The sequence below is a fragment of the Lysinibacillus sp. NPDC086135 genome (genome assembly GCF_044746345.1).
Taxonomy (GTDB): domain Bacteria; phylum Bacillota; class Bacilli; order Bacillales_A; family Planococcaceae; genus Lysinibacillus.
In genome coordinates, this window is sequence record NZ_JBIVCA010000031.1 from 21,429 (window position 1) to 38,874 (window position 17,446).

At 38.8% G+C, this 17,446-nt stretch carries 13 protein-coding genes, 16 tRNA genes and 3 riboswitches; of the genes, 3 read left to right on the forward strand and 26 right to left on the reverse strand.

Annotated elements, in window-relative coordinates:
* Nucleotides 1–93: 93 nt before the first annotated feature.
* The 4 genes from ACIPKN_RS25365 to ACIPKN_RS25380 form a co-directional block, all read right to left on the reverse strand.
* A complete protein-coding gene (locus ACIPKN_RS25365) occupies nucleotides 94–1,392 on the reverse strand; it encodes a nucleobase:cation symporter-2 family protein (protein WP_400941556.1) in 1,299 nt (432 codons plus the stop codon).
* The gene (locus tag ACIPKN_RS25370) at nucleotides 1,392–1,976 is read right to left on the reverse strand and encodes a xanthine phosphoribosyltransferase (RefSeq protein ID WP_400941559.1); all 585 of its coding nucleotides are present in this window, start codon (nucleotides 1,974–1,976) and stop codon (nucleotides 1,392–1,394) included. The genes ACIPKN_RS25365 and ACIPKN_RS25370 overlap by 1 nt, the downstream gene beginning before the upstream one ends.
* Nucleotides 1,977–2,162: 186 nt before the next feature.
* A riboswitch (purine riboswitch) is annotated at nucleotides 2,163–2,264 on the reverse strand.
* 324 nt (nucleotides 2,265–2,588) lie between these two features.
* Nucleotides 2,589–4,412 carry an APC family permease gene (locus ACIPKN_RS25375; protein ID WP_400941561.1) on the reverse strand — a complete coding sequence of 608 codons (1,824 nt, stop codon included), beginning with the start codon at nucleotides 4,410–4,412 and terminating at the stop codon, nucleotides 2,589–2,591.
* A gap of 177 nt (nucleotides 4,413–4,589) precedes the next feature.
* A riboswitch (cyclic di-AMP (ydaO/yuaA leader) is annotated at nucleotides 4,590–4,740 on the reverse strand.
* A 278-nt stretch (nucleotides 4,741–5,018) separates the two neighbouring features.
* Entirely contained in the window at nucleotides 5,019–5,183 is a 165-nt protein-coding gene (locus ACIPKN_RS25380) for a hypothetical protein (RefSeq protein ID WP_400941564.1), read from the reverse strand.
* 325 nt (nucleotides 5,184–5,508) lie between these two features.
* Here ACIPKN_RS25380 and ACIPKN_RS25385 point away from each other — a divergent pair, with 325 nt between their 5' ends.
* Entirely contained in the window at nucleotides 5,509–6,804 is a 1,296-nt protein-coding gene (locus tag ACIPKN_RS25385) for an Nramp family divalent metal transporter (protein ID WP_400941567.1), read from the forward strand.
* A 213-nt stretch (nucleotides 6,805–7,017) separates the two neighbouring features.
* Here the strand turns inward: ACIPKN_RS25385 and ACIPKN_RS25390 are convergent, their stop codons facing one another.
* From ACIPKN_RS25390 to ACIPKN_RS25405, 4 genes are all read right to left on the reverse strand, one after another.
* On the reverse strand, nucleotides 7,018–7,707 hold the full coding sequence (locus tag ACIPKN_RS25390) for an ABC transporter permease (RefSeq protein ID WP_400941570.1): 690 nt from the start codon (nucleotides 7,705–7,707) through the stop codon (nucleotides 7,018–7,020).
* Nucleotides 7,700–8,623 (reverse strand): ABC transporter ATP-binding protein, encoded by a 924-nt coding sequence (locus tag ACIPKN_RS25395; protein ID WP_400941573.1) that lies wholly within the window; start codon nucleotides 8,621–8,623, stop codon nucleotides 7,700–7,702. Before ACIPKN_RS25395 ends, ACIPKN_RS25390 begins: the two co-directional genes overlap by 8 nt.
* Nucleotides 8,624–8,760: 137 nt before the next feature.
* The gene (locus ACIPKN_RS25400; RefSeq protein ID WP_400941575.1) at nucleotides 8,761–9,696 is read right to left on the reverse strand and encodes a sensor histidine kinase; all 936 of its coding nucleotides are present in this window, start codon (nucleotides 9,694–9,696) and stop codon (nucleotides 8,761–8,763) included.
* 4 nt (nucleotides 9,697–9,700) lie between these two features.
* The gene (locus ACIPKN_RS25405) at nucleotides 9,701–10,393 is read right to left on the reverse strand and encodes a response regulator transcription factor (protein WP_400941591.1); all 693 of its coding nucleotides are present in this window, start codon (nucleotides 10,391–10,393) and stop codon (nucleotides 9,701–9,703) included.
* A 446-nt stretch (nucleotides 10,394–10,839) separates the two neighbouring features.
* Between ACIPKN_RS25405 and ACIPKN_RS25410 the strand changes: the two genes are divergently transcribed.
* Nucleotides 10,840–11,118, forward strand: coding sequence for a hypothetical protein (locus ACIPKN_RS25410; protein WP_400941577.1), 279 nt, complete (start codon nucleotides 10,840–10,842; stop codon nucleotides 11,116–11,118).
* 117 nt (nucleotides 11,119–11,235) lie between these two features.
* Here ACIPKN_RS25410 and ACIPKN_RS25415 read toward each other — a convergent pair whose 3' ends face one another.
* Nucleotides 11,236–12,699: an amino acid permease gene (locus ACIPKN_RS25415; RefSeq protein WP_400941580.1), complete on the reverse strand. Its 1,464-nt coding sequence runs from the start codon at nucleotides 12,697–12,699 to the stop codon at nucleotides 11,236–11,238.
* 87 nt (nucleotides 12,700–12,786) lie between these two features.
* A riboswitch (Lysine riboswitch) is annotated at nucleotides 12,787–12,963 on the reverse strand.
* A gap of 174 nt (nucleotides 12,964–13,137) precedes the next feature.
* Here ACIPKN_RS25415 and ACIPKN_RS25420 point away from each other — a divergent pair.
* Nucleotides 13,138–14,346 (forward strand): CynX/NimT family MFS transporter, encoded by a 1,209-nt coding sequence (locus tag ACIPKN_RS25420; RefSeq protein WP_400941583.1) that lies wholly within the window; start codon nucleotides 13,138–13,140, stop codon nucleotides 14,344–14,346.
* A gap of 210 nt (nucleotides 14,347–14,556) precedes the next feature.
* Here the strand turns inward: ACIPKN_RS25420 and ACIPKN_RS25425 are convergent, their stop codons facing one another.
* From ACIPKN_RS25425 to ACIPKN_RS25505, 17 genes are all read right to left on the reverse strand, one after another.
* Nucleotides 14,557–15,603 (reverse strand): nitric oxide synthase oxygenase, encoded by a 1,047-nt coding sequence (locus ACIPKN_RS25425; protein WP_400941585.1) that lies wholly within the window; start codon nucleotides 15,601–15,603, stop codon nucleotides 14,557–14,559.
* A 405-nt stretch (nucleotides 15,604–16,008) separates the two neighbouring features.
* Nucleotides 16,009–16,080 (reverse strand) — tRNA-Glu (locus tag ACIPKN_RS25430).
* 1 nt (nucleotide 16,081) lies between these two features.
* Nucleotides 16,082–16,158, reverse strand: a tRNA-Asn gene (locus ACIPKN_RS25435).
* Between the two features lie 4 nt (nucleotides 16,159–16,162).
* Nucleotides 16,163–16,239, reverse strand: a tRNA-Ile gene (locus ACIPKN_RS25440).
* A 9-nt stretch (nucleotides 16,240–16,248) separates the two neighbouring features.
* A tRNA-Gly gene (locus ACIPKN_RS25445) sits at nucleotides 16,249–16,322 on the reverse strand.
* Nucleotides 16,323–16,325: 3 nt separating this feature from the next.
* Nucleotides 16,326–16,401 (reverse strand) — tRNA-Phe (locus ACIPKN_RS25450).
* A 7-nt stretch (nucleotides 16,402–16,408) separates the two neighbouring features.
* Nucleotides 16,409–16,501: transfer RNA gene (locus ACIPKN_RS25455), tRNA-Ser, on the reverse strand.
* A 14-nt stretch (nucleotides 16,502–16,515) separates the two neighbouring features.
* Nucleotides 16,516–16,591, reverse strand: a tRNA-Ala gene (locus ACIPKN_RS25460).
* Between the two features lie 15 nt (nucleotides 16,592–16,606).
* Nucleotides 16,607–16,683 (reverse strand) — tRNA-Pro (locus tag ACIPKN_RS25465).
* Between the two features lie 17 nt (nucleotides 16,684–16,700).
* A tRNA-Arg gene (locus ACIPKN_RS25470) sits at nucleotides 16,701–16,777 on the reverse strand.
* Nucleotides 16,778–16,798: 21 nt separating this feature from the next.
* A tRNA-Lys gene (locus ACIPKN_RS25475) sits at nucleotides 16,799–16,871 on the reverse strand.
* Between the two features lie 21 nt (nucleotides 16,872–16,892).
* Nucleotides 16,893–16,967, reverse strand: a tRNA-Gln gene (locus tag ACIPKN_RS25480).
* A gap of 9 nt (nucleotides 16,968–16,976) precedes the next feature.
* Nucleotides 16,977–17,052 (reverse strand) — tRNA-His (locus tag ACIPKN_RS25485).
* A gap of 47 nt (nucleotides 17,053–17,099) precedes the next feature.
* Nucleotides 17,100–17,173: transfer RNA gene (locus ACIPKN_RS25490), tRNA-Trp, on the reverse strand.
* Between the two features lie 12 nt (nucleotides 17,174–17,185).
* Nucleotides 17,186–17,269: transfer RNA gene (locus ACIPKN_RS25495), tRNA-Tyr, on the reverse strand.
* A 5-nt stretch (nucleotides 17,270–17,274) separates the two neighbouring features.
* Nucleotides 17,275–17,350: transfer RNA gene (locus tag ACIPKN_RS25500), tRNA-Thr, on the reverse strand.
* A gap of 7 nt (nucleotides 17,351–17,357) precedes the next feature.
* Nucleotides 17,358–17,433: transfer RNA gene (locus tag ACIPKN_RS25505), tRNA-Asp, on the reverse strand.
* Nucleotides 17,434–17,446 lie beyond the last annotated feature (13 nt).

Here is a 17,446-nt window from a genome sequence, read left to right on the forward strand (position 1 = left end):
AAAAATACAGTTCCCCCCTCATTCGGTAGCCCTCTTTCGCATAAAAAAATGTCATCTACTTTAGAAGTAGACGACATTTTTTATAGATTTCCTTTAAGCTTCTCCATGCATCGGGTCTTCCTTATGCTTAGGCCCAATCATGTTGAATAAAATATTAAGAATAATCGCTGTCACTGAACCACAAACGATACCGTTAGATGTTAGAAGAGAAACACCTTTTGGTAGTGCATCAAAAATCCCCGGAACAACCGATACACCGACACCAAGGCTAACTGCAATTGCAGCAATCATGGCGTTTTCCGCTGATTCATTCATAACAGGTACTAGCATGCCCATACCTTGTGTAATAACCATACCAAACATCGCTAGCATTGCCGCACCAAGTACTGGTGTTGGAATAATCGTTGTTAACGCTGCGATTTTTGGCAGGAAACCAAGTGCTACTAGTAAACCACCTGTGATGTAAATGACTTTACGGTCTTTGACGCCTGACATACGCGTAAGTCCCACGTTTTGCGAGAATGTTGTATATGGGAAAGCGTTGAAAATACCGCCGATAACAGAGGCTAGACCTTCTGAACGGTACCCACGTGATAAATCTTTTGAATCTAATTTTTTATTACAAATATCACTCAGTGCAAAATAAACCCCTGATGACTCTACTAAAGAAACCATTGCTACAAGCGTCATCGTAATGATTGCAGATAAATTAAATGTTGGCACCCCAAAATAGAATGGCTGAACCATGTGTAATACAGCAGCATCTGAAACTGGGCTAAAATCAACCTTCCCCATAAATACTCCTAGGATTGTCCCTACGACTAATCCGATTAAAATGGAAATTGCACGAATGAAACCTGTAGAAAAACGATAAACGACTAAAATAATAACCAATGTAATAAACGCTAAAGTTACATTAGAACCAGATGCAAAATCTGCTGCATCTTGTCCACCTGCCATATTGTTTAAAGCTACTGGTAGTAAAGAGATACCGATAATCGACACAACCGAGCCTGTAACAACTGGTGGGAAGAATTTTACTAACTTACCGAAAAAGCCTGCAATAATCATAACAATTATACCTGATGCAATAATAGATCCATAAATATCAGTAATACCTTGTTCAGGATTTGTACCGATTGCAATAATTGGACTAACTGCTGTAAATGTACAGCCTAGTACTACTGGCAAACCAATACCGATCATTTTACCTGAATACACTTGTAAAAGTGTTGCGACCCCACACATCATAATGTCAATCGCTACTAAATACGTCATTTGTGTTGAATCAAAGCCGATTGCCCCACCGATAATCAGTGGTACTAAAATGGCTCCTGCATACATCGCAAGTAAATGTTGAATAGCTAGCGTCGTCGATTTAACGGTATTCATTACGCATTAGCCTCCGTAGCAAATGTTACTTTACCATCCTCAAGAGAGTTTACAATTGCTAATGATTCTACGCGAACCCCTTGCTGGCGTAATATTTTCCCACCGTCTTGGAAGCCTTTTTCAATAACAATGCCTATACCCACAACATTTGCACCAGCTTGTGCTGCGATATCAAGCAAACCTTTGACAGCTTCCCCATTAGCTAAGAAATCATCAACAATTAGAATGTTATCATCTTCATTTAAGAAATTACGTGATACTGAAATATCATTAGTTTCATTTTTGGTGAAAGAATGTACTTTTGAAGAATACAGATTATCTGATAATGTTAGTGATTTACGCTTACGTGCAAACACTACAGGAGCACCGATTTCAAGACCTAGCATTACAGATGGTGCGATACCAGAAGATTCGATTGTTAATATCTTTGTGATGACTTGATCAGAGAATCGATTTGCAAACTCATGACCAATTTCCTTCATAAGCATTGGGTCAATTTGATGATTTAAAAATGAATCTACTTTTAATACAGATGAAGATAAAACTTTACCCTCTTGTGTAATTTTGTCGTGTAATAACTTCATTTCCTTGATAGCCTTCTTTCTTATAGTAATAGCTCTTCATGAGCAACGCATTCCGTTACAGGCAAGCGCCAGAAGCAATGCAAGTAATAAAAAACGCTGAATACTTTGATTCCAATCATCTACGAGTGGAGCAAAGCATTCAACGTAAAAACGTCGAAACGAATAGAAAACAACTTTTATGAGGTCTTCTAGAGCATTGCTACCCATAGTCGATTTATTTACGGTAAATCGGTAGAAACTTGCGAGCCATATTCTCGCTATTATATGAGTGAAATAGTATTAAACTGTATCATCACCAAAACGTGTGGTTGATTTCCGTTCCGACTGGGGGCGTCCAGCCTCCACTCCAATCAACTAATTTACATAGTATACATTTTAACAAAAGTCATTCTCAACTTTTGGTGATGAACCATTAAAGAAATCCCTAATATTTATCACGCCTTGGCGTTATTTCCAAAAACGGCACTTTATTCGGTATGTGCTTATATCTCACACTAAACAAAGTTTGCATTTTCGGAATTTACTATTATTTCAGTAACTTTCGATTGTTAACGTTCGTGTTTTACAATCAACGTAATGATTATATCAGACTATTTTCGAGCTTGCTAGTCATTATTTTGATAAATGAAAGGGCACTGTCATAATGACGATATTTTTGTGAAATAATAGCGAAGCGCGAATTAATAGACTCGATTGATTGTGTAACATATGATGCCATCCTTTTTTCGGTAAAAACTGTGGAATAATAACTGTTACTTGATAGCCTGATTTCGTACATTGATGTTCAACTTTATCAATAAACTTCATCAACGGTTGTGTAATACTTCGATATGGTGAATAGTATGTTACAAGCCGTATATCTGGCTGCCAAGCTTTCCATTTCTCCTCAAACGCTTTTGCGTCCGCTTGATCGAAGGCCACATAAAAGGCAATAATTTTATCAACGTTTAATGTCTGCGCGTAATGCAAAGTGTTTTCTACTACTTTCGTAATACCAGCAACAGGGACAATGAAAACATTACCCTCCACATTCGGTAATTCCACATTATCTAATCTTAGCTGTTCACCAACTGTTTTGTAATGCTGTTTAATACGATGGAACGTCCAAATAATAATTGGTAAAAAGATAAACACTGGCCATACTTGAGGTAATTTTGTCACAAAAAACATCATGGCTACTATAAAAGAAATGATCGCTCCAACCGTATTGATCGTAAATTTAGCAAACCAACCTTTTGGCTTTTCACGCCACCATTTTCGCATCATTCCAGCCTGCGCTAAAGTAAACGGAATAAACACCCCTACTGCATAAAGTGGAATCAAATGCTCTGTTGTTCCATCAAATAAAAAGATTAAAACAATGGCAGCTAAACCAAGCATCATAATGCCATTTGAATAACCAAGTCGATCCCCGCGAATTTGGAATATTCTTGGGATAAATCCGTCCTTCGATAAATTGACAGCCAGTAAAGGAAATGCCGAATATCCTGTATTCGCAGCGAGTACTAATATCATCGCTGTTGTTCCTTGTACTATATAGTAAAAAATATTACGACCTACACTTGCCTCCGCAATTTGTGAGACAACCGTTTCTTTCGCATTTGGAGCAACTCCATAAAAATATGCTAGACTCACAATACCGATAAATAGCACTGCTAAAATACCGCCCATAGCCAGTAATGTTTTAGACGCATTTTTCGGCGCTGGATCTCTAAAATTTGGAATAGCATTTGAAATGGCTTCAACACCAGTCAAAGCTGAGCTTCCTGATGCAAATGCTTTTAATAATATAAATAAACTAATACCTGCAACTGGTGTACCGACCTTTGGATGTAACGCTGCAGGAACTTGCCCTGTTAGTACGTTATAAACCCCTACCCCGATTAACATTAGCATCACAATCACAAACAAATAAACTGGATACGCTAAAATGGATGCCGATTCTGTGACACCACGTAGGTTTAGAATCGTTAAACATATAACAAAAAACACAGCGATTACCACGTTATAGGGATGCAAACTTGGAAATGCCGAAGTAAGGGCATCTGTTCCAGCCGATACACTTACCGCAACTGTTAAAATATAATCGACAAGCAATGATCCACCTGCTACTAGACCTGCATTGACACCTAAATTTTCCCGAGAAACTACATATGCTCCGCCACCATGTGGATACGCATAAATAACTTGGCGATACGAGAAAATAAGTGCTGTCAGTAACACAACTACCCCAGCAGCAATCGGTAGAGAATACCAAAAGGCAACCGTACTTACCGTCATGAGTACAATTAAAATTTGCTCAGGTCCATACGCTACTGATGACAACGCATCAGAAGATAGTATGGCAAGTGCTTTTGTTTTACTAAGCTTTTGTTCCCCTAACGCATCAGATCTTAATGGTTTACCGATAATATAACGTTTTAATGAGGATTTCATATTCAACACCTTCTAGTTTCATAGAATGTGTTTCGCATTTCTAAATCGATTACACTTTAGCATAATCGGTTTTTGTGCCAATCACCGGGGCCTTGTTTTATAAAATGAAGATAAAAAAAATCTACAAGTCATCACTAAATAAGACTTGTAGACGCTCATTCGTCTGCCAAGCTCCACTTTTCTGCTCTTAACGCTTACGAGGTTAGCTGTCGGATTCGGGCCTGAGTAGCCCTACCCCTCAATAAATGAAGAGATTCACCCCAAGGATTACCTATGTAATCCAAAAAATTGGGTCCCCCGCGTCTAATTGCTTCAGCGATTTAGAAATTTGAAACTTATATAATGATGTCATATTACGCCTGTATTAAAAAAAAGTAAAGATGAAAAAAACGGTTACAAAAAATTTTTTTTACTTGATATTTCGAATATTTTAATTACGTCTCACTACCATACGTGTGGTTGACTTCCGTTCCAACTGGGCGCTTTCCTAGGAAGCCGCTTCGCTTGCATTTCAGGGTCACCTCTATGAATTCCCACCGAGTCGCCTAGCCTACTCTATCATTCCTCAACTTCGGCATGATTCTTTATTATTTGAAGAATAACGCTTTAACTTCTTTCAGCAAATGTTTTCTGTAGCGAAAGCAAAGCGGCAGCTACAGTAATTTTCTGTAGCGAAAGCGAAGTGTCAGCTACAGACGTTTTTTGTGCCGAAAACGTAGCGTAAGGTATAGATGTTTGGACAACCGCTGAAAAGTTACCTAAACCTGCCATTCATCTTACCACCTATAGAGGAGGGAGACACTTATAACTGCTGTCTCACTTTCGTTCCAATTGATGGAAGAAGTTAAAAGCCACCTTATAAGTATATTCCCTCTTTTAAAATGCCAAAGTACATTAATCCTTGGATCATTTTAAAATGAAGCGAATATTTTATTATGATGCTTCAATACATTATGATACACAAACAAAATCAAAGTCCTTCACTAAATTAAAAACATTTCGGATTTAGAAAAACATTGAGCAAACTCCTTCACATTTTCTTCTTCTAGCTATAAAATAAGAATATAACATTTTCCTCTAGGAAACTTTATTTCACTTGCGATACTCTTTGAAACGAGGGAACAATATGGTTTACAAACAAATGAATAAATCGTCCGCTGAGGCGGTTTTAGATGGAGATATAAAAGGTTGGCGACGAATCTTACCGTTTCTTGGCCCAGCCTTCATCGCAGCAGTCGCCTATATTGATCCAGGCAACTTCGCAACAAATATAACAGCAGGTTCACAATATGGATATTTACTACTGTGGGTAATCGCCTTTTCCAATTTAATGGCGGTGTTAATTCAATCCTTATCGGCAAAGCTTGGTATTGCGACAGGCAAAAATTTACCCGAAATAGCACGTGAAAATTTTTCTAGAAAAACTTCTATATTTTTATGGATACAGGCTGAATTGGTCATTATTGCAACAGACCTAGCAGAATTTATTGGTGCTGCACTAGGGCTGTACTTGTTATTTAACATTCCAATGTTGCCTGCAGCGCTTATTACCGCAGTCGGCTCATTTGCTATTTTAGAATTACAGCGCAGAGGTTTTAGAGCGTTTGAGGCAGGTATTTCTGGCATGGTGCTTATTGTCGTATTAGCGTTTGCATTCCAAACATTTTTGGCACAGCCAAATTGGGTCGATGTAACAATAGGCATGTTCACACCACGCTTTGATGGTATAGATTCTATTTTACTGGCAACAGGTATTTTAGGAGCAACTGTTATGCCACACGCTATTTACTTACATTCTTCACTAACTCAAAGTCGTATCATCGGCCGAAATGATGCTGAAAAAAAACGTATATTCCGTTTTGAATTTATTGATATTATCATCGCGATGATTGTCGCAGGCGCTATCAATATGAGTATGCTTATTATTGCTGCAGCAGTATTCCATACTCAAGGCGTAGTAGTTGAAGACTTAGATATCGCTTATAACGGATTAAAAGCAGCGCTTGGTCCGATGGCGGCCGTGTCCTTTGGCCTTGGGCTTCTTATTGCGGGTCTTGCTAGCTCTTCAGTTGGTACACTCGCAGGTGACGTTGTGATGCAAGGCTTCATTAGAAAGAAAATCCCACTCTATTTACGCCGTGCTATTACAATGCTACCTCCTCTGGTGATCATTGCATCCGGCGTTAATGCAACATATGCGCTTGTCCTAAGCCAGGTTATTTTATCCTTTGGTATTGCATTTGCTCTTGTACCACTTGTGATGTTTACAAGTAAACGTACCATCATGGGAAGCCTCGTCAACCATCGTATTACAACTATATTAGGATGGATTGTCGTGGTGATTGTAGTCGTTTTAAATCTTTATTTATTATGGCAAACGGTATTTGTTTAATAAAATGCCAGACACAAAGACCTTCATTTGGTTTTGTGTCTGGCATTTTTACATGTAAAGGGCCTTTTCAGAACGTGGGGTGATTTCCGTTCCAACTGGACGCTTTGTTGTTGCTGCCGCTTCGTTTCACTGCGCTTTCGCACAGTTAAAACATTGTTGCTGCCGCTTCGTTTCACTGCGCTTTCGCTACAGAAAATAATTGCTGAAAGAAAGTTAAATATCTATCTTCTCTATGTTTCGGAATGATAAATAGGCCACGCTTATACCGATAATAGCTAACGTGATTGGGATGAAAATAATATCATACAAACTGAAGTTACCCGTATTTGATGAAACAACCGATACAATTAATATAGATGATACAATCGTTGCCGGAACAGAGTATTTTTTCATACCAAAATACAATGGTATTAATGCGATGCATGATGCTGCAACTGCATTCATGATCACAACGGGAATTCGTTGTATTATGAAAGAGAACGACAATGTATCTGAAAGCAGTTGGAAACTCTCACTAACAGTACAAAAAACCGCTGTTATAAAAATAGTCGATAAAATAATTGCACAAAAAGTAAAAAGAACAACAATGGCTAGCTTTGAAACAATTAATTTTTTTCTACTTAATGGATACATAAATGCTACAGTGATGGTTTTATATTTGAATTCTCCAATAATGAATTTGGCGATTAACACACTAGCAAAAATAATAAACACTGCTCTTACACCAGAATCTATAAAGCCAAATGCCGCCTGATAATTTCTGAGATCTTGATCCCCTTCTACTTTAGCAATAAATATAAGCATAAATATAACACCTAGTAATATAAAATTTGCAAAAACAGCTTTTTTTATATATGAACCAATATGATATTTTTTCATTTCTAGACGCATTAAATTAAGCACTAACTACACCTCCATTGATTAACTTCAAGAAATAATCCTCTAATGAGCTTGTTTTTTTGCTAATGCCCTCAATTTCAATATCATGCTCAATCAATGTTTTAGATAGCACCTTTTGTGAAGCAGTCGAATCATAAATTCGAATGCAATTGTCATCCATTAGTTTGAAATTAGTAATATTTAATTTACTTTCTATAATAAAGGCAGCCTTTTGCCCATTATTGACAATCACTTCAATATAATCTGTTTGACTACGATTGACAGCGTCCATTGAAACTTCCTTAATCAATCTTCCATCTTTAATAACCCCAACTGTATCTGCCAATTGTTCAATTTCACCCAAAATATGACTAGAGATAATAATCGTAATTCCATACTCTTTACAAAGCATCTTGAATAGTTCTCGAAGCTCTTTAATGCCAACTGGATCTAGTCCATTAATCGGCTCGTCTAAAATAAGTAATTCCGGCTTAGTAATAATTGCACGCGCAATACCCAACCGTTGTTTCATTCCAAGAGAAAAGTCTTTTACACGCTTATTCTCCGTATTTGTTAATTTTACTAAATCTAGAACATGCGCAATCTCTTTCTTGTCATAATAGCCCATATATTCGCAATGTAATTCTAAGGTCTCCTTTGCTGTTAAATGTTCATAAAAAATCGGGTATTCAATAATCGTTCCCATCCTTTTCAGCACGTCGAATGAGCGGTCCATTAATTTTTCACCAAAGATTTCAATATCTCCACTCGTTGGCTTCGAAAGGTTTGTTAGCATTTTCATAACTGTCGTTTTTCCGGCCCCATTCGGACCTAAAAAACCGTATATCTCTCCCTTTTTCACATGCATAGTCACAGCAGAAACGACTTCTTTTCCTTCAAACACCTTCGTAAGCTGATTTGTTTTCACAATATATGTCATGTAGATCTCTCCCTTAAATTTAGCTATCCTTATTATAAAAAATGAAACTCTCTAATTTATTACTTGATTCTTACAAATTTCTTAAGCGCAGAAAAAAAGCCTGTAAAGCTATAAAATTGCCCTACAAGCATGACTGCTCAATATGTCATTCGTTTTAAAGAAACTGTAAAAATGGTCTTCTCATATGGGGTACTAGAAAGCTGGATGGAACCCTCCATTAATTCTACAAGACGTTTTGTAATGGTTAAGCCAAGGCCACTCCCTTGGAAGGATTTATTTCTGGAATCCTCAAGTGTATACATTCTCTCAAAAACATTATCAATATGATATTCGTCGATCCCCTGCCCACGATCCCAGACATCGATAAAAATATTTGTATCATCATTTCTTACTGTGAGCCCAATGATGTTTCCTACTGCCCCATAGGCAACTGCATTTGACAGTAAATTATTCAAAACCCTATCTAGCGCTTCTTCATTGCCATGTGCATATGCGGATATCCCTGGTATTGCTATATCGATTTCTAGTCCCATAGATGTGATCATATCGTAAAATGATAAAATATTTTTGCGGCAAATTTCACTTACATTAATTTTCGTCATTGGATAATCTGTATCTCCTGCCTCCAATTTTGCCAGGTCAAAAAATGTATGGATTATTTTCAATACTTCCAATGTTTTCGAATGAACGCCAGTGAGCAACCGTTGCCGCTCCTCTTCATTAAGTGATTGCTTAAGCTTAAGCATTTCCGTATAACCTAATACAACTGTTAAAGGCGTTTTAAGATCATGGGAAATATTAGACAACATCTTTTTCATAGAGCTTTCCATTTTTCGATGTGTCGCCAGTACTTTTTGGTTGTGGTCTAGCAACGCATTCATCGCAATTAATAGCTGCTGTAATTCATGATTAGCTGTCGATACTAAAATCTTCTCGCTCGATTGTTCATTAATGATTGCTTGCAGTTTTTGATGCATGTATTGAATCATAGCGTTCTGTTGTTTTTTTGCTCTCACCTGAAAAATAATAATACCTACAAGTAACACAATCATCAGTAATAGTAATATCATCATCTGTTTATCCTTCAAATTTATAGCCGATTCCCCAAAGTGTTTTAATATATAGAGGATTGGATGGATTGTCTTCAATTTTTTCGCGTAATCTTCTTATATGTACATTAATAATATTTTCATCCCCATAGTAAGCATCATTCCAAATCAATTGATAAATTTGCTGCTTTGTAAAAACTCGGTTACGATTTGTCACGAATAATTTTAAGATGCCAAATTCCTTTGATGTGAGCTTTATTTGCTGTCCATCCTTCTCAACTGAAAAATTAACAAGGTCAATCGATAAGTTGGCTATCTCGACAATATCTTTCTTCTCCTCTACTTGACTGGAGTATTTTGTAGCTCTACGAATTGCGGCCTTAACACGTGCCGAAAATTCCAGCATCGAAAATGGCTTCGCGATATAATCATCTGCCCCTAATCCTAATCCTAACGCTTTATCGACATCACTATCCTTGGCTGACATAATGATAATTGGAAGTGATGCTTGCTCTCGTATAATCTTTAAAACTTCTAATCCATTAAGTTTCGGAATCATAATATCCAAGATCACTAAATCAAAAGAATTATTTAAACAATTTTGTAATGCTTCTTCTCCATTTTCTGCAGAGGTGACAAGGAATCCCTCCATCGTTAAATAGTTTTCCACCATTTCACGAATAGCATCGTCATCTTCTACTAGTAAAATATGCTTTTGCACTATCATGCACCTCTTCCTAACATAAAGTAGTCTATATATGACTTGCCATTTCTATGTATCATCACCACAACGAGGGGTTGATTTCCGTTCTGGCTGGCGCTTTTGTTGCTGTCGCTTCGCTTTCGCACAGAAAAAACATTTGTTGCTGTCGCACAGATAACATTCGCTACGCTCCAGGGTCTCATCTGTGACGCTAATCCCAAAGGAGTCGTCCAGCCTCCACTCCATTTTATAACAAATTTATTACCCAAAATTTGGCGATGTGTTATTTATCTATCAGTTTACCATATTAAGGTTGTGCACCAAAAGTGGGGGACGATTTGAGAAACTAAAGTTCTCGCCAGTAATGTTATCTGAAGACCTTTAAAATACATAATTTGTAATACCGTCTATTAATTGGTATGTTTTCGGTAATAATCAAAATTAATTTAGAAAGGGCTGAAGAAATGACTTTTAGAAGGAATTACGGGTTTTTTTCTATAATATTTTGTATTATCGGGTTGTTATTGTTTTATGCTAGTTCATTAAGTGCAAATGGCATTTTCGGGATTTACTTTTATTTAGGTGCTCTACTTTGGGTAATGTGTATATATTTTGGGATATCTGGAATTCGAACAAAACAAACAGGTATTTCTAAATATTTAGGATTACTCATCATTTTACTTGTTCTTGTCATCTACGGATCGATGATTGCAATTATGGGGATAAGAGGTTTTGGCGCTTAAAGATTAATCGTTCACTTGGTGTATTTTGATTGTACGTCTAGAATTACAAATTTATTATTTAACTAAAAAAATTGCCCTGCAAGTCATTTTCTATGACTCACAGGACAGTTTTATTTTTTATTGTTCGACTTTTAAATCACAATGCTCTAATGGAAGCATTTTTGTTTTATGCTTAATTTTATAGCCCAACCATAACAGTAAAAACAGTGGAATACCGATATATGAGACAAGGACTCCGTACCAATCTATTGTTTCACCCATAAAGGCACTGTAGTTTTGTCCAATAACAACAATCATACAAACCGTAAAGGCAAATAGCGGGCCGAATGGGAATAGCCTTGCTTTATACGGCAATAATTTCGGATCTAAGCCTTGTACCTCGAATGCTCGACGGAAACGGTAATGGCTAAATGCAATACCTAACCAGGCAATGAAGCCAGACATCCCTGAAGCATTTAGAAGCCACATATAGACTACACCATCACCAAAGAATGAAGCTAAAAATGCTAGGCAGCCTATAGCTAAAGTCGCCAGTAATGCGTAAATCGGGATACCTCGACGGCTTAGTTTAGTGAAAATTTTCGGTGCATGTCCATCTACCGCTAATTGCCAAAGCATACGTGACGATGCGTAAAGCCCTGAATTCCCTGCTGACAGCATTGCCGTTAGAATGATTGCATTCATCAATGATGCAGCAAAGGCAATTCCTAAACGATCGAACACCAGTGTAAATGGTGAAACAGCAATATCTTCTGATAATAAACGTGCGTCTGTAAAGGGAATCAGCATCCCAATTGCAGCAATCGCTAAAATATAGAATAAAAGAATTCGCCAGAAAACAGACTTAACGGCTTTCGGAATATTTTTACCAGGGTCATCCGTTTCACCTGCTGTTATTCCAAGTAACTCTGTCCCTTGGAACGAGAATCCAGCAGCTAAGAAAATACCAAATGTAGCAAGGAGACCTCCGTGGAATGGTCCATCACTAATGAAGAAATTCGTAAAGCCTACAGGAGCTTGTCCTCCTAAAATACCAAAAATCATAAAAAAACTGATGATAATAAAAATGATTACTGTTACAACTTTTATCATTGCAAACCAATATTCACTCTCACCATAGCTTTTTACCGATAATAGATTGAACGTTAAAACTACAGCAATAAATAAAACAGTCCAAAGTGCTGATGAGCTATCTGGGAACCAATATTTCATAATTAATGAGACTGCAGAAATTTCCGCTGCAATTGTAATTGCCCAGTTGTACCAGTAGTTCCAACCAAGTGCAAAACCTAAAGCTGGATCTACAAATTTTGTAGCATACGTACTAAAAGAGCCTGATGATGGCATATAAGCTGCCATTTCTCCTAAGCTCGTCATTAGAAAATACACCATGATACCGATTAATGCATAAGCGAGTAGTGCACCACCAGGGCCTGCTTGCGCAATGGCACCACCACTAGCTAAAAACAGTCCTGTACCGATTGTACCGCCTAATGAAATCATTGTAATATGACGGCTTTTTAATTCTTTTTTCAGCTTCGGTGCTTTATGACCGAGCTGATTGACTTTTATTTCACTCACGATATAGCTTCCTTCCTTTTTTAAGAGGCGAAAAAAATGCCATCACATGAACGTTGCTGTGATGGCTAAGTAAATCCTCTGTTCCTTCAAAATGATAGCTCAACACGTTGTTCAAACGTGACAGTTCTGTTCCTTTCGGAGACAGCCCCAGCATAAGGTTTTCAAGTCCCCTCACACTTCGGCAGTATTTCCTTTCAGCTAATTTCTCTAATGCTTGTCATTTCCATTAACATACTCTTAAATACCGCGACCTCTACCTCAATACAAACATGAGGCATTAAATATTAAATTTATGATGGATATTATTTTAACATACGACCTATGGCATTTCAATATATCGATTAATATTCTATATTTTACGAATTTTCCACTATTTTTATTTGTATGATAAAGTGGTATAGTGATTCAATCAAATTGTTCTACCCAGGGGGGATTTATTTGACTACTCATGAACATACCGATACTTATCCTAGCAGAAAAATTAACTGGAAAGGCACAACCTTATTACTCGTTATCGGAGTAATTTGTATTGCCTCGACATTACGGATGCCGCTAACAGTTGTTGGACCAATTATTTCCTTTATTCGTGAAGACCTCGGCATATCCAATATACTAGCAGGCTTTCTAACAACGATCCCATTGCTAGCATTTGCAATCATTTCACCATTCGCTCCAGTTGTCGCACGTAAAGTTGGATTAGAATTAACATTATTTTTATCAACTGTTCTTTTAGGGGGAGGGATTGTACTACGCTCCCTTGGCACAACTAGTTTACTCGTATTTGGTACGATGCTAATTGGTATAGCCATTTCATTCGGTAATGTACTAATTCCAGGATTACTTAAATTGAAATTTCCCTATCACGTAGGTTTACTTATGGCATTTTTCACAATGTCGATGAATTTGACGGCTGGACTCGGTGCTGGCATTAGCTATCCTGTTGCCAATTCATCACTTGGTTGGCAAGGTGCACTGGCAATCTCACTTGTTCTTGTGGTGTTAACCATTGTAATTTGGATTCCACAGTTGAAATTTAATAAGCCTGAACCGACTGTTAAGACTACGAAAGAACGTACAGCATTATGGAAATCACCTGTTTCTTGGGCAGTGGCGGGAGCTATGGGATTTCAGTCATTATTATTCTACACAACTGCCGCTTGGATTCCTGAAATATATATATCACAAGGCTTAGCTGCAGATCGTGCAGGCTGGATGTTTTCCATCATGCAATTTTCACAAGTTCCAATGGCTTTAGCTGTGCCTATTTTCGCTAGTAAAATGACATCTCAACGTCCTCTCGTATTAATGTTTACGGTATTTTACTTAGTTGGCTTTATCGGAGTAGTGATGGAATGGACAAGCCTCGCTGTACTGTGGATGGTGCTACTAGGCTTAGCAGGGGGAGCTTCATTCTCATTAGCGATGATGTTCTTTACACTACGTACCCGTACAGCTTTTGAGGCAGCCGATTTATCAGGTTTTGCACAATCATTAGGATATTTATTAGCCGCAATCGGCCCAATCTTATTTGGTTATTTGCATGATTTATTTGGTGGCTGGAATATCGCTGGTTGGTTATTTGTTATCGTAGTATTGATACTTTTCTTATGTTCATTCAAGGCTTCTAAAAATGAATATGTAAATTAAAAAAGGCAGCTCATGATCTTATTCCAGCGGATGTTTAGACACCCGCTGAAATAGATCAATTATGCCTCGGCATAATTGCGTCCGGAATCGGCTTTGTGCTTGCACAAAGAACTCCTTTCCGATTCCGTGACATCCGCCGGAGGCTTTAACTTCTTACAGCGGATGTTTGGACACCCGCTGTAAGAAGTTAAAGTGAGCTGCCTTTCTCTACTAATAAGGTGGTTTCTGATAAAAATAGTTCGGTGTATTGTAAACATTAACATAAGGTTTATGGTAAATATGAGTTGTAGCTGGTGAAAGAGGTGGAATCAGCCACGTCCAATTGCCTGTAACCTCACGATCCACTGCTGCTTCTGTTTCTTCAAACAATTTAAATTGCTGTGCAGCTGTATGATGATCTACAATGCTCACACCATCGTCTTTAAAGGAATGTAGAACGGCAATATTCAGCTCAACTAATGCTCGATCACGCCATAGAGAAGCCTGTTTGGTTGTATCAAGGTTGAAAATTTCTGCTATAGCGGGCAGCATATTATAACGCTCATGATCTGCTAAATTACGTGCCCCAATTTCTGTACCCATATACCAACCATTGAATGGGGCTGTCTCAAAATCGATACCTGCCATTTGGAAGCGCATGCTCGAAATAATCGGCACTGCATACCATTTTAATCCTAGCTTCTCTACTTGAGGAGATTCAGGATGACGAATCGGTACCTCTAGTACATATTCGCCAGGGATAGTAAACACTTGTGGTTCCCTTCCATCCACCTGTACAACGAGCGGAAGCACGTCAAATGCTGTTCCCTTACCTTGCCAGCCAAATGACTCACATACTTTTGTAAACTCAACAGAATGTGGATCACCAACGATTCCAGATTCCGTTTCATAGCCAGCATAACGGATTAGCTGATGATTCCATACACGAACTCGCCCCGGTGCAAAAATCGTTATTGTTGGACGAATTTTCCCATCATTCGTTGCATATTGAATATGCTCAAGCAATGCGTTGAAAATATCCTCTTCTTTTGAGATATCTCGGGCATCAACAACATGCAGCGATTGCCAAAACAATCGACCAATACACTTATTACTATTGCGCCATGCTACTCGTGCGCCAAAGATTAATTCTTCCGTTGTCGGTATATATTCGCCTGCTGTTTTAATTTGCTGTAATTTATTTTCTAGCCATGTTTTAGACTCATTTTGCTCTACTAGATAAAGTTCTAAAAACCGCTGTACTTCATGTAAATTCATATTGAATTCCTCCATCTACCCTCATATTAGAGGAATGGAACTATAATCACCACGAAAAAATCTGCTAGAAAACATACATATTTTATATATGAAATACTTTGTTCAATATTTTATATCCTTTCTTCCATGTTTCTAAAACTAAAATTATTTATGGATTAGGGTTCCTATTTTGAGTAGACATTATAAAAATTAGGGGAAATTATAGAGGAAAAAACTATAGAGTATAGATTTGCTATTATAACGTTTTTTTATTCCGAAGTAGGTAATACACGAGACATTTTCAGCCACATTTGCAATTTTGTTTATCATTGTTACTACCTTCGCAGTATTAACGAATGGTGATCTTTGTTTGTCAGTATAGTTGGCATAAAAAAAGCATGTTGCACAAACGTGCAACATGCTTGATGACCCGTACGGGATTCGAACCCGTGTTACCGCCGTGAAAGGGCGGTGTCTTAACCACTTGACCAACGGGCCTTGGCTCCGAAGGCAGGACTCGAACCTGCGACAACCTGATTAACAGTCAGGTGCTACTACCAACTGAGCTACTTCGGAATAATGGTGGGCCTAAATGGACTCGAACCATCGACCTCACGCTTATCAGGCGTGCGCTCTAACCAGCTGAGCTATAGGCCCATTATTTTTTGGAGCGGGTGATGAGAATCGAACTCACGACATCAGCTTGGAAGGCTGAGGTTTTACCATTAAACTACACCCGCAGATGGTGGGTCAGGACGGAATCGAACCGCCGACACTTAGAGCTTCAATCTAATGCTCTACCAACTGAGCTACTGACCCGGAAAAATGGAGGAGGTAGAGGGATTCGAACCCCCGCGCGGTGTTACCCGCCTGTCGGTTTTCAAGACCGATCCCTTCAGCCAGACTTGGGTATACCTCCGGAAAATATATAAATGGTGGAGCCTAGCGGGATCGAACCGCTGACCTCCTGCGTGCAAGGCAGGCGCTCTCCCAGCTGAGCTAAGGCCCCAACAATCAGGAAAGATGGTCGGAATGACAGGATTCGAACCTACGACCCCTTGGTCCCAAACCAAGTGCTCTACCAAGCTGAGCTACATTCCGATACTATTAGGCTTTTTTGGCGCGCCCGACAGGAGTCGAACCCATAACCTTCTGATCCGTAGTCAGACGCTCTATCCAATTGAGCTACGGGCGCATAATTTTTATAAAAACATGATGAGCCATGAAGGACTCGAACCTTCGACCCTCTGATTAAAAGTCAGATGCTCTACCAACTGAGCTAATGGCTCATATTAATATTAAGAAATGAATGGCTGGGGTACTAGGATTCGAACCTAGGCATGACGGAATCAAAATCCGTTGCCTTACCGCTTGGCTATACCCCAATTATTAAATGGGGCGACTGATGGGAATCGAACCCACGAATGCCGGAACCACAATCCGGTGCGTTAACCACTTCGCCACAATCGCCACTATATGTAATCACAGCAGTGTTTGATAACGAGTACCTCGAAACCTGGCAGGGGCAGTAGGAATCGAACCCACACCAAAGGTTTTGGAGACCTCTATTCTACCGTTGAACTATGCCCCTATTAAATAAAACTGGTGGAGGGGGACGGATTCGAACCGCCGAACCCTAAGGAGCGGATTTACAGTCCGCCGCGTTTAGCCACTTCGCTACCCCTCCATGGATGGTGCCGGCGATAGGAGTCGAACCCACGACCTACTGATTACAAGTCAGTTGCTCTACCAACTGAGCTACACCGGCATAAAAATGGCGGTCCCGACCGGGATCGAACCGGCGATCTCCTGCGTGACAGGCAGGCATGTTAACCGCTACACCACGGGACCATTTTGGTTGCGG

What these genes read in the sequence shown, in the direction of transcription:
- ACIPKN_RS25425 (WP_400941585.1), bottom strand. Translation starts at nt 15,603, where the DNA reads ATGAATTTACATGAAGTACAGCGGTTTTTAGAACTTTATCTAGTAGAG.
- ACIPKN_RS25400 (WP_400941575.1), bottom strand. Translation starts at nt 9,696, where the DNA reads ATGATGATATTACTATTACTGATGATTGTGTTACTTGTAGGTATTATT.
- ACIPKN_RS25370 (WP_400941559.1), bottom strand. Translation starts at nt 1,976, where the DNA reads ATGAAGTTATTACACGACAAAATTACACAAGAGGGTAAAGTTTTATCT.
- ACIPKN_RS25375 (WP_400941561.1), bottom strand. Translation starts at nt 4,412, where the DNA reads ATGAAATCCTCATTAAAACGTTATATTATCGGTAAACCATTAAGATCT.
- ACIPKN_RS25410 (WP_400941577.1), top strand. Translation starts at nt 10,840, where the DNA reads ATGACTTTTAGAAGGAATTACGGGTTTTTTTCTATAATATTTTGTATT.
- ACIPKN_RS25395 (WP_400941573.1), bottom strand. Translation starts at nt 8,623, where the DNA reads ATGACATATATTGTGAAAACAAATCAGCTTACGAAGGTGTTTGAAGGA.
- ACIPKN_RS25365 (WP_400941556.1), bottom strand. Translation starts at nt 1,392, where the DNA reads ATGAATACCGTTAAATCGACGACGCTAGCTATTCAACATTTACTTGCG.
- ACIPKN_RS25380 (WP_400941564.1), bottom strand. Translation starts at nt 5,183, where the DNA reads ATGGCAGGTTTAGGTAACTTTTCAGCGGTTGTCCAAACATCTATACCT.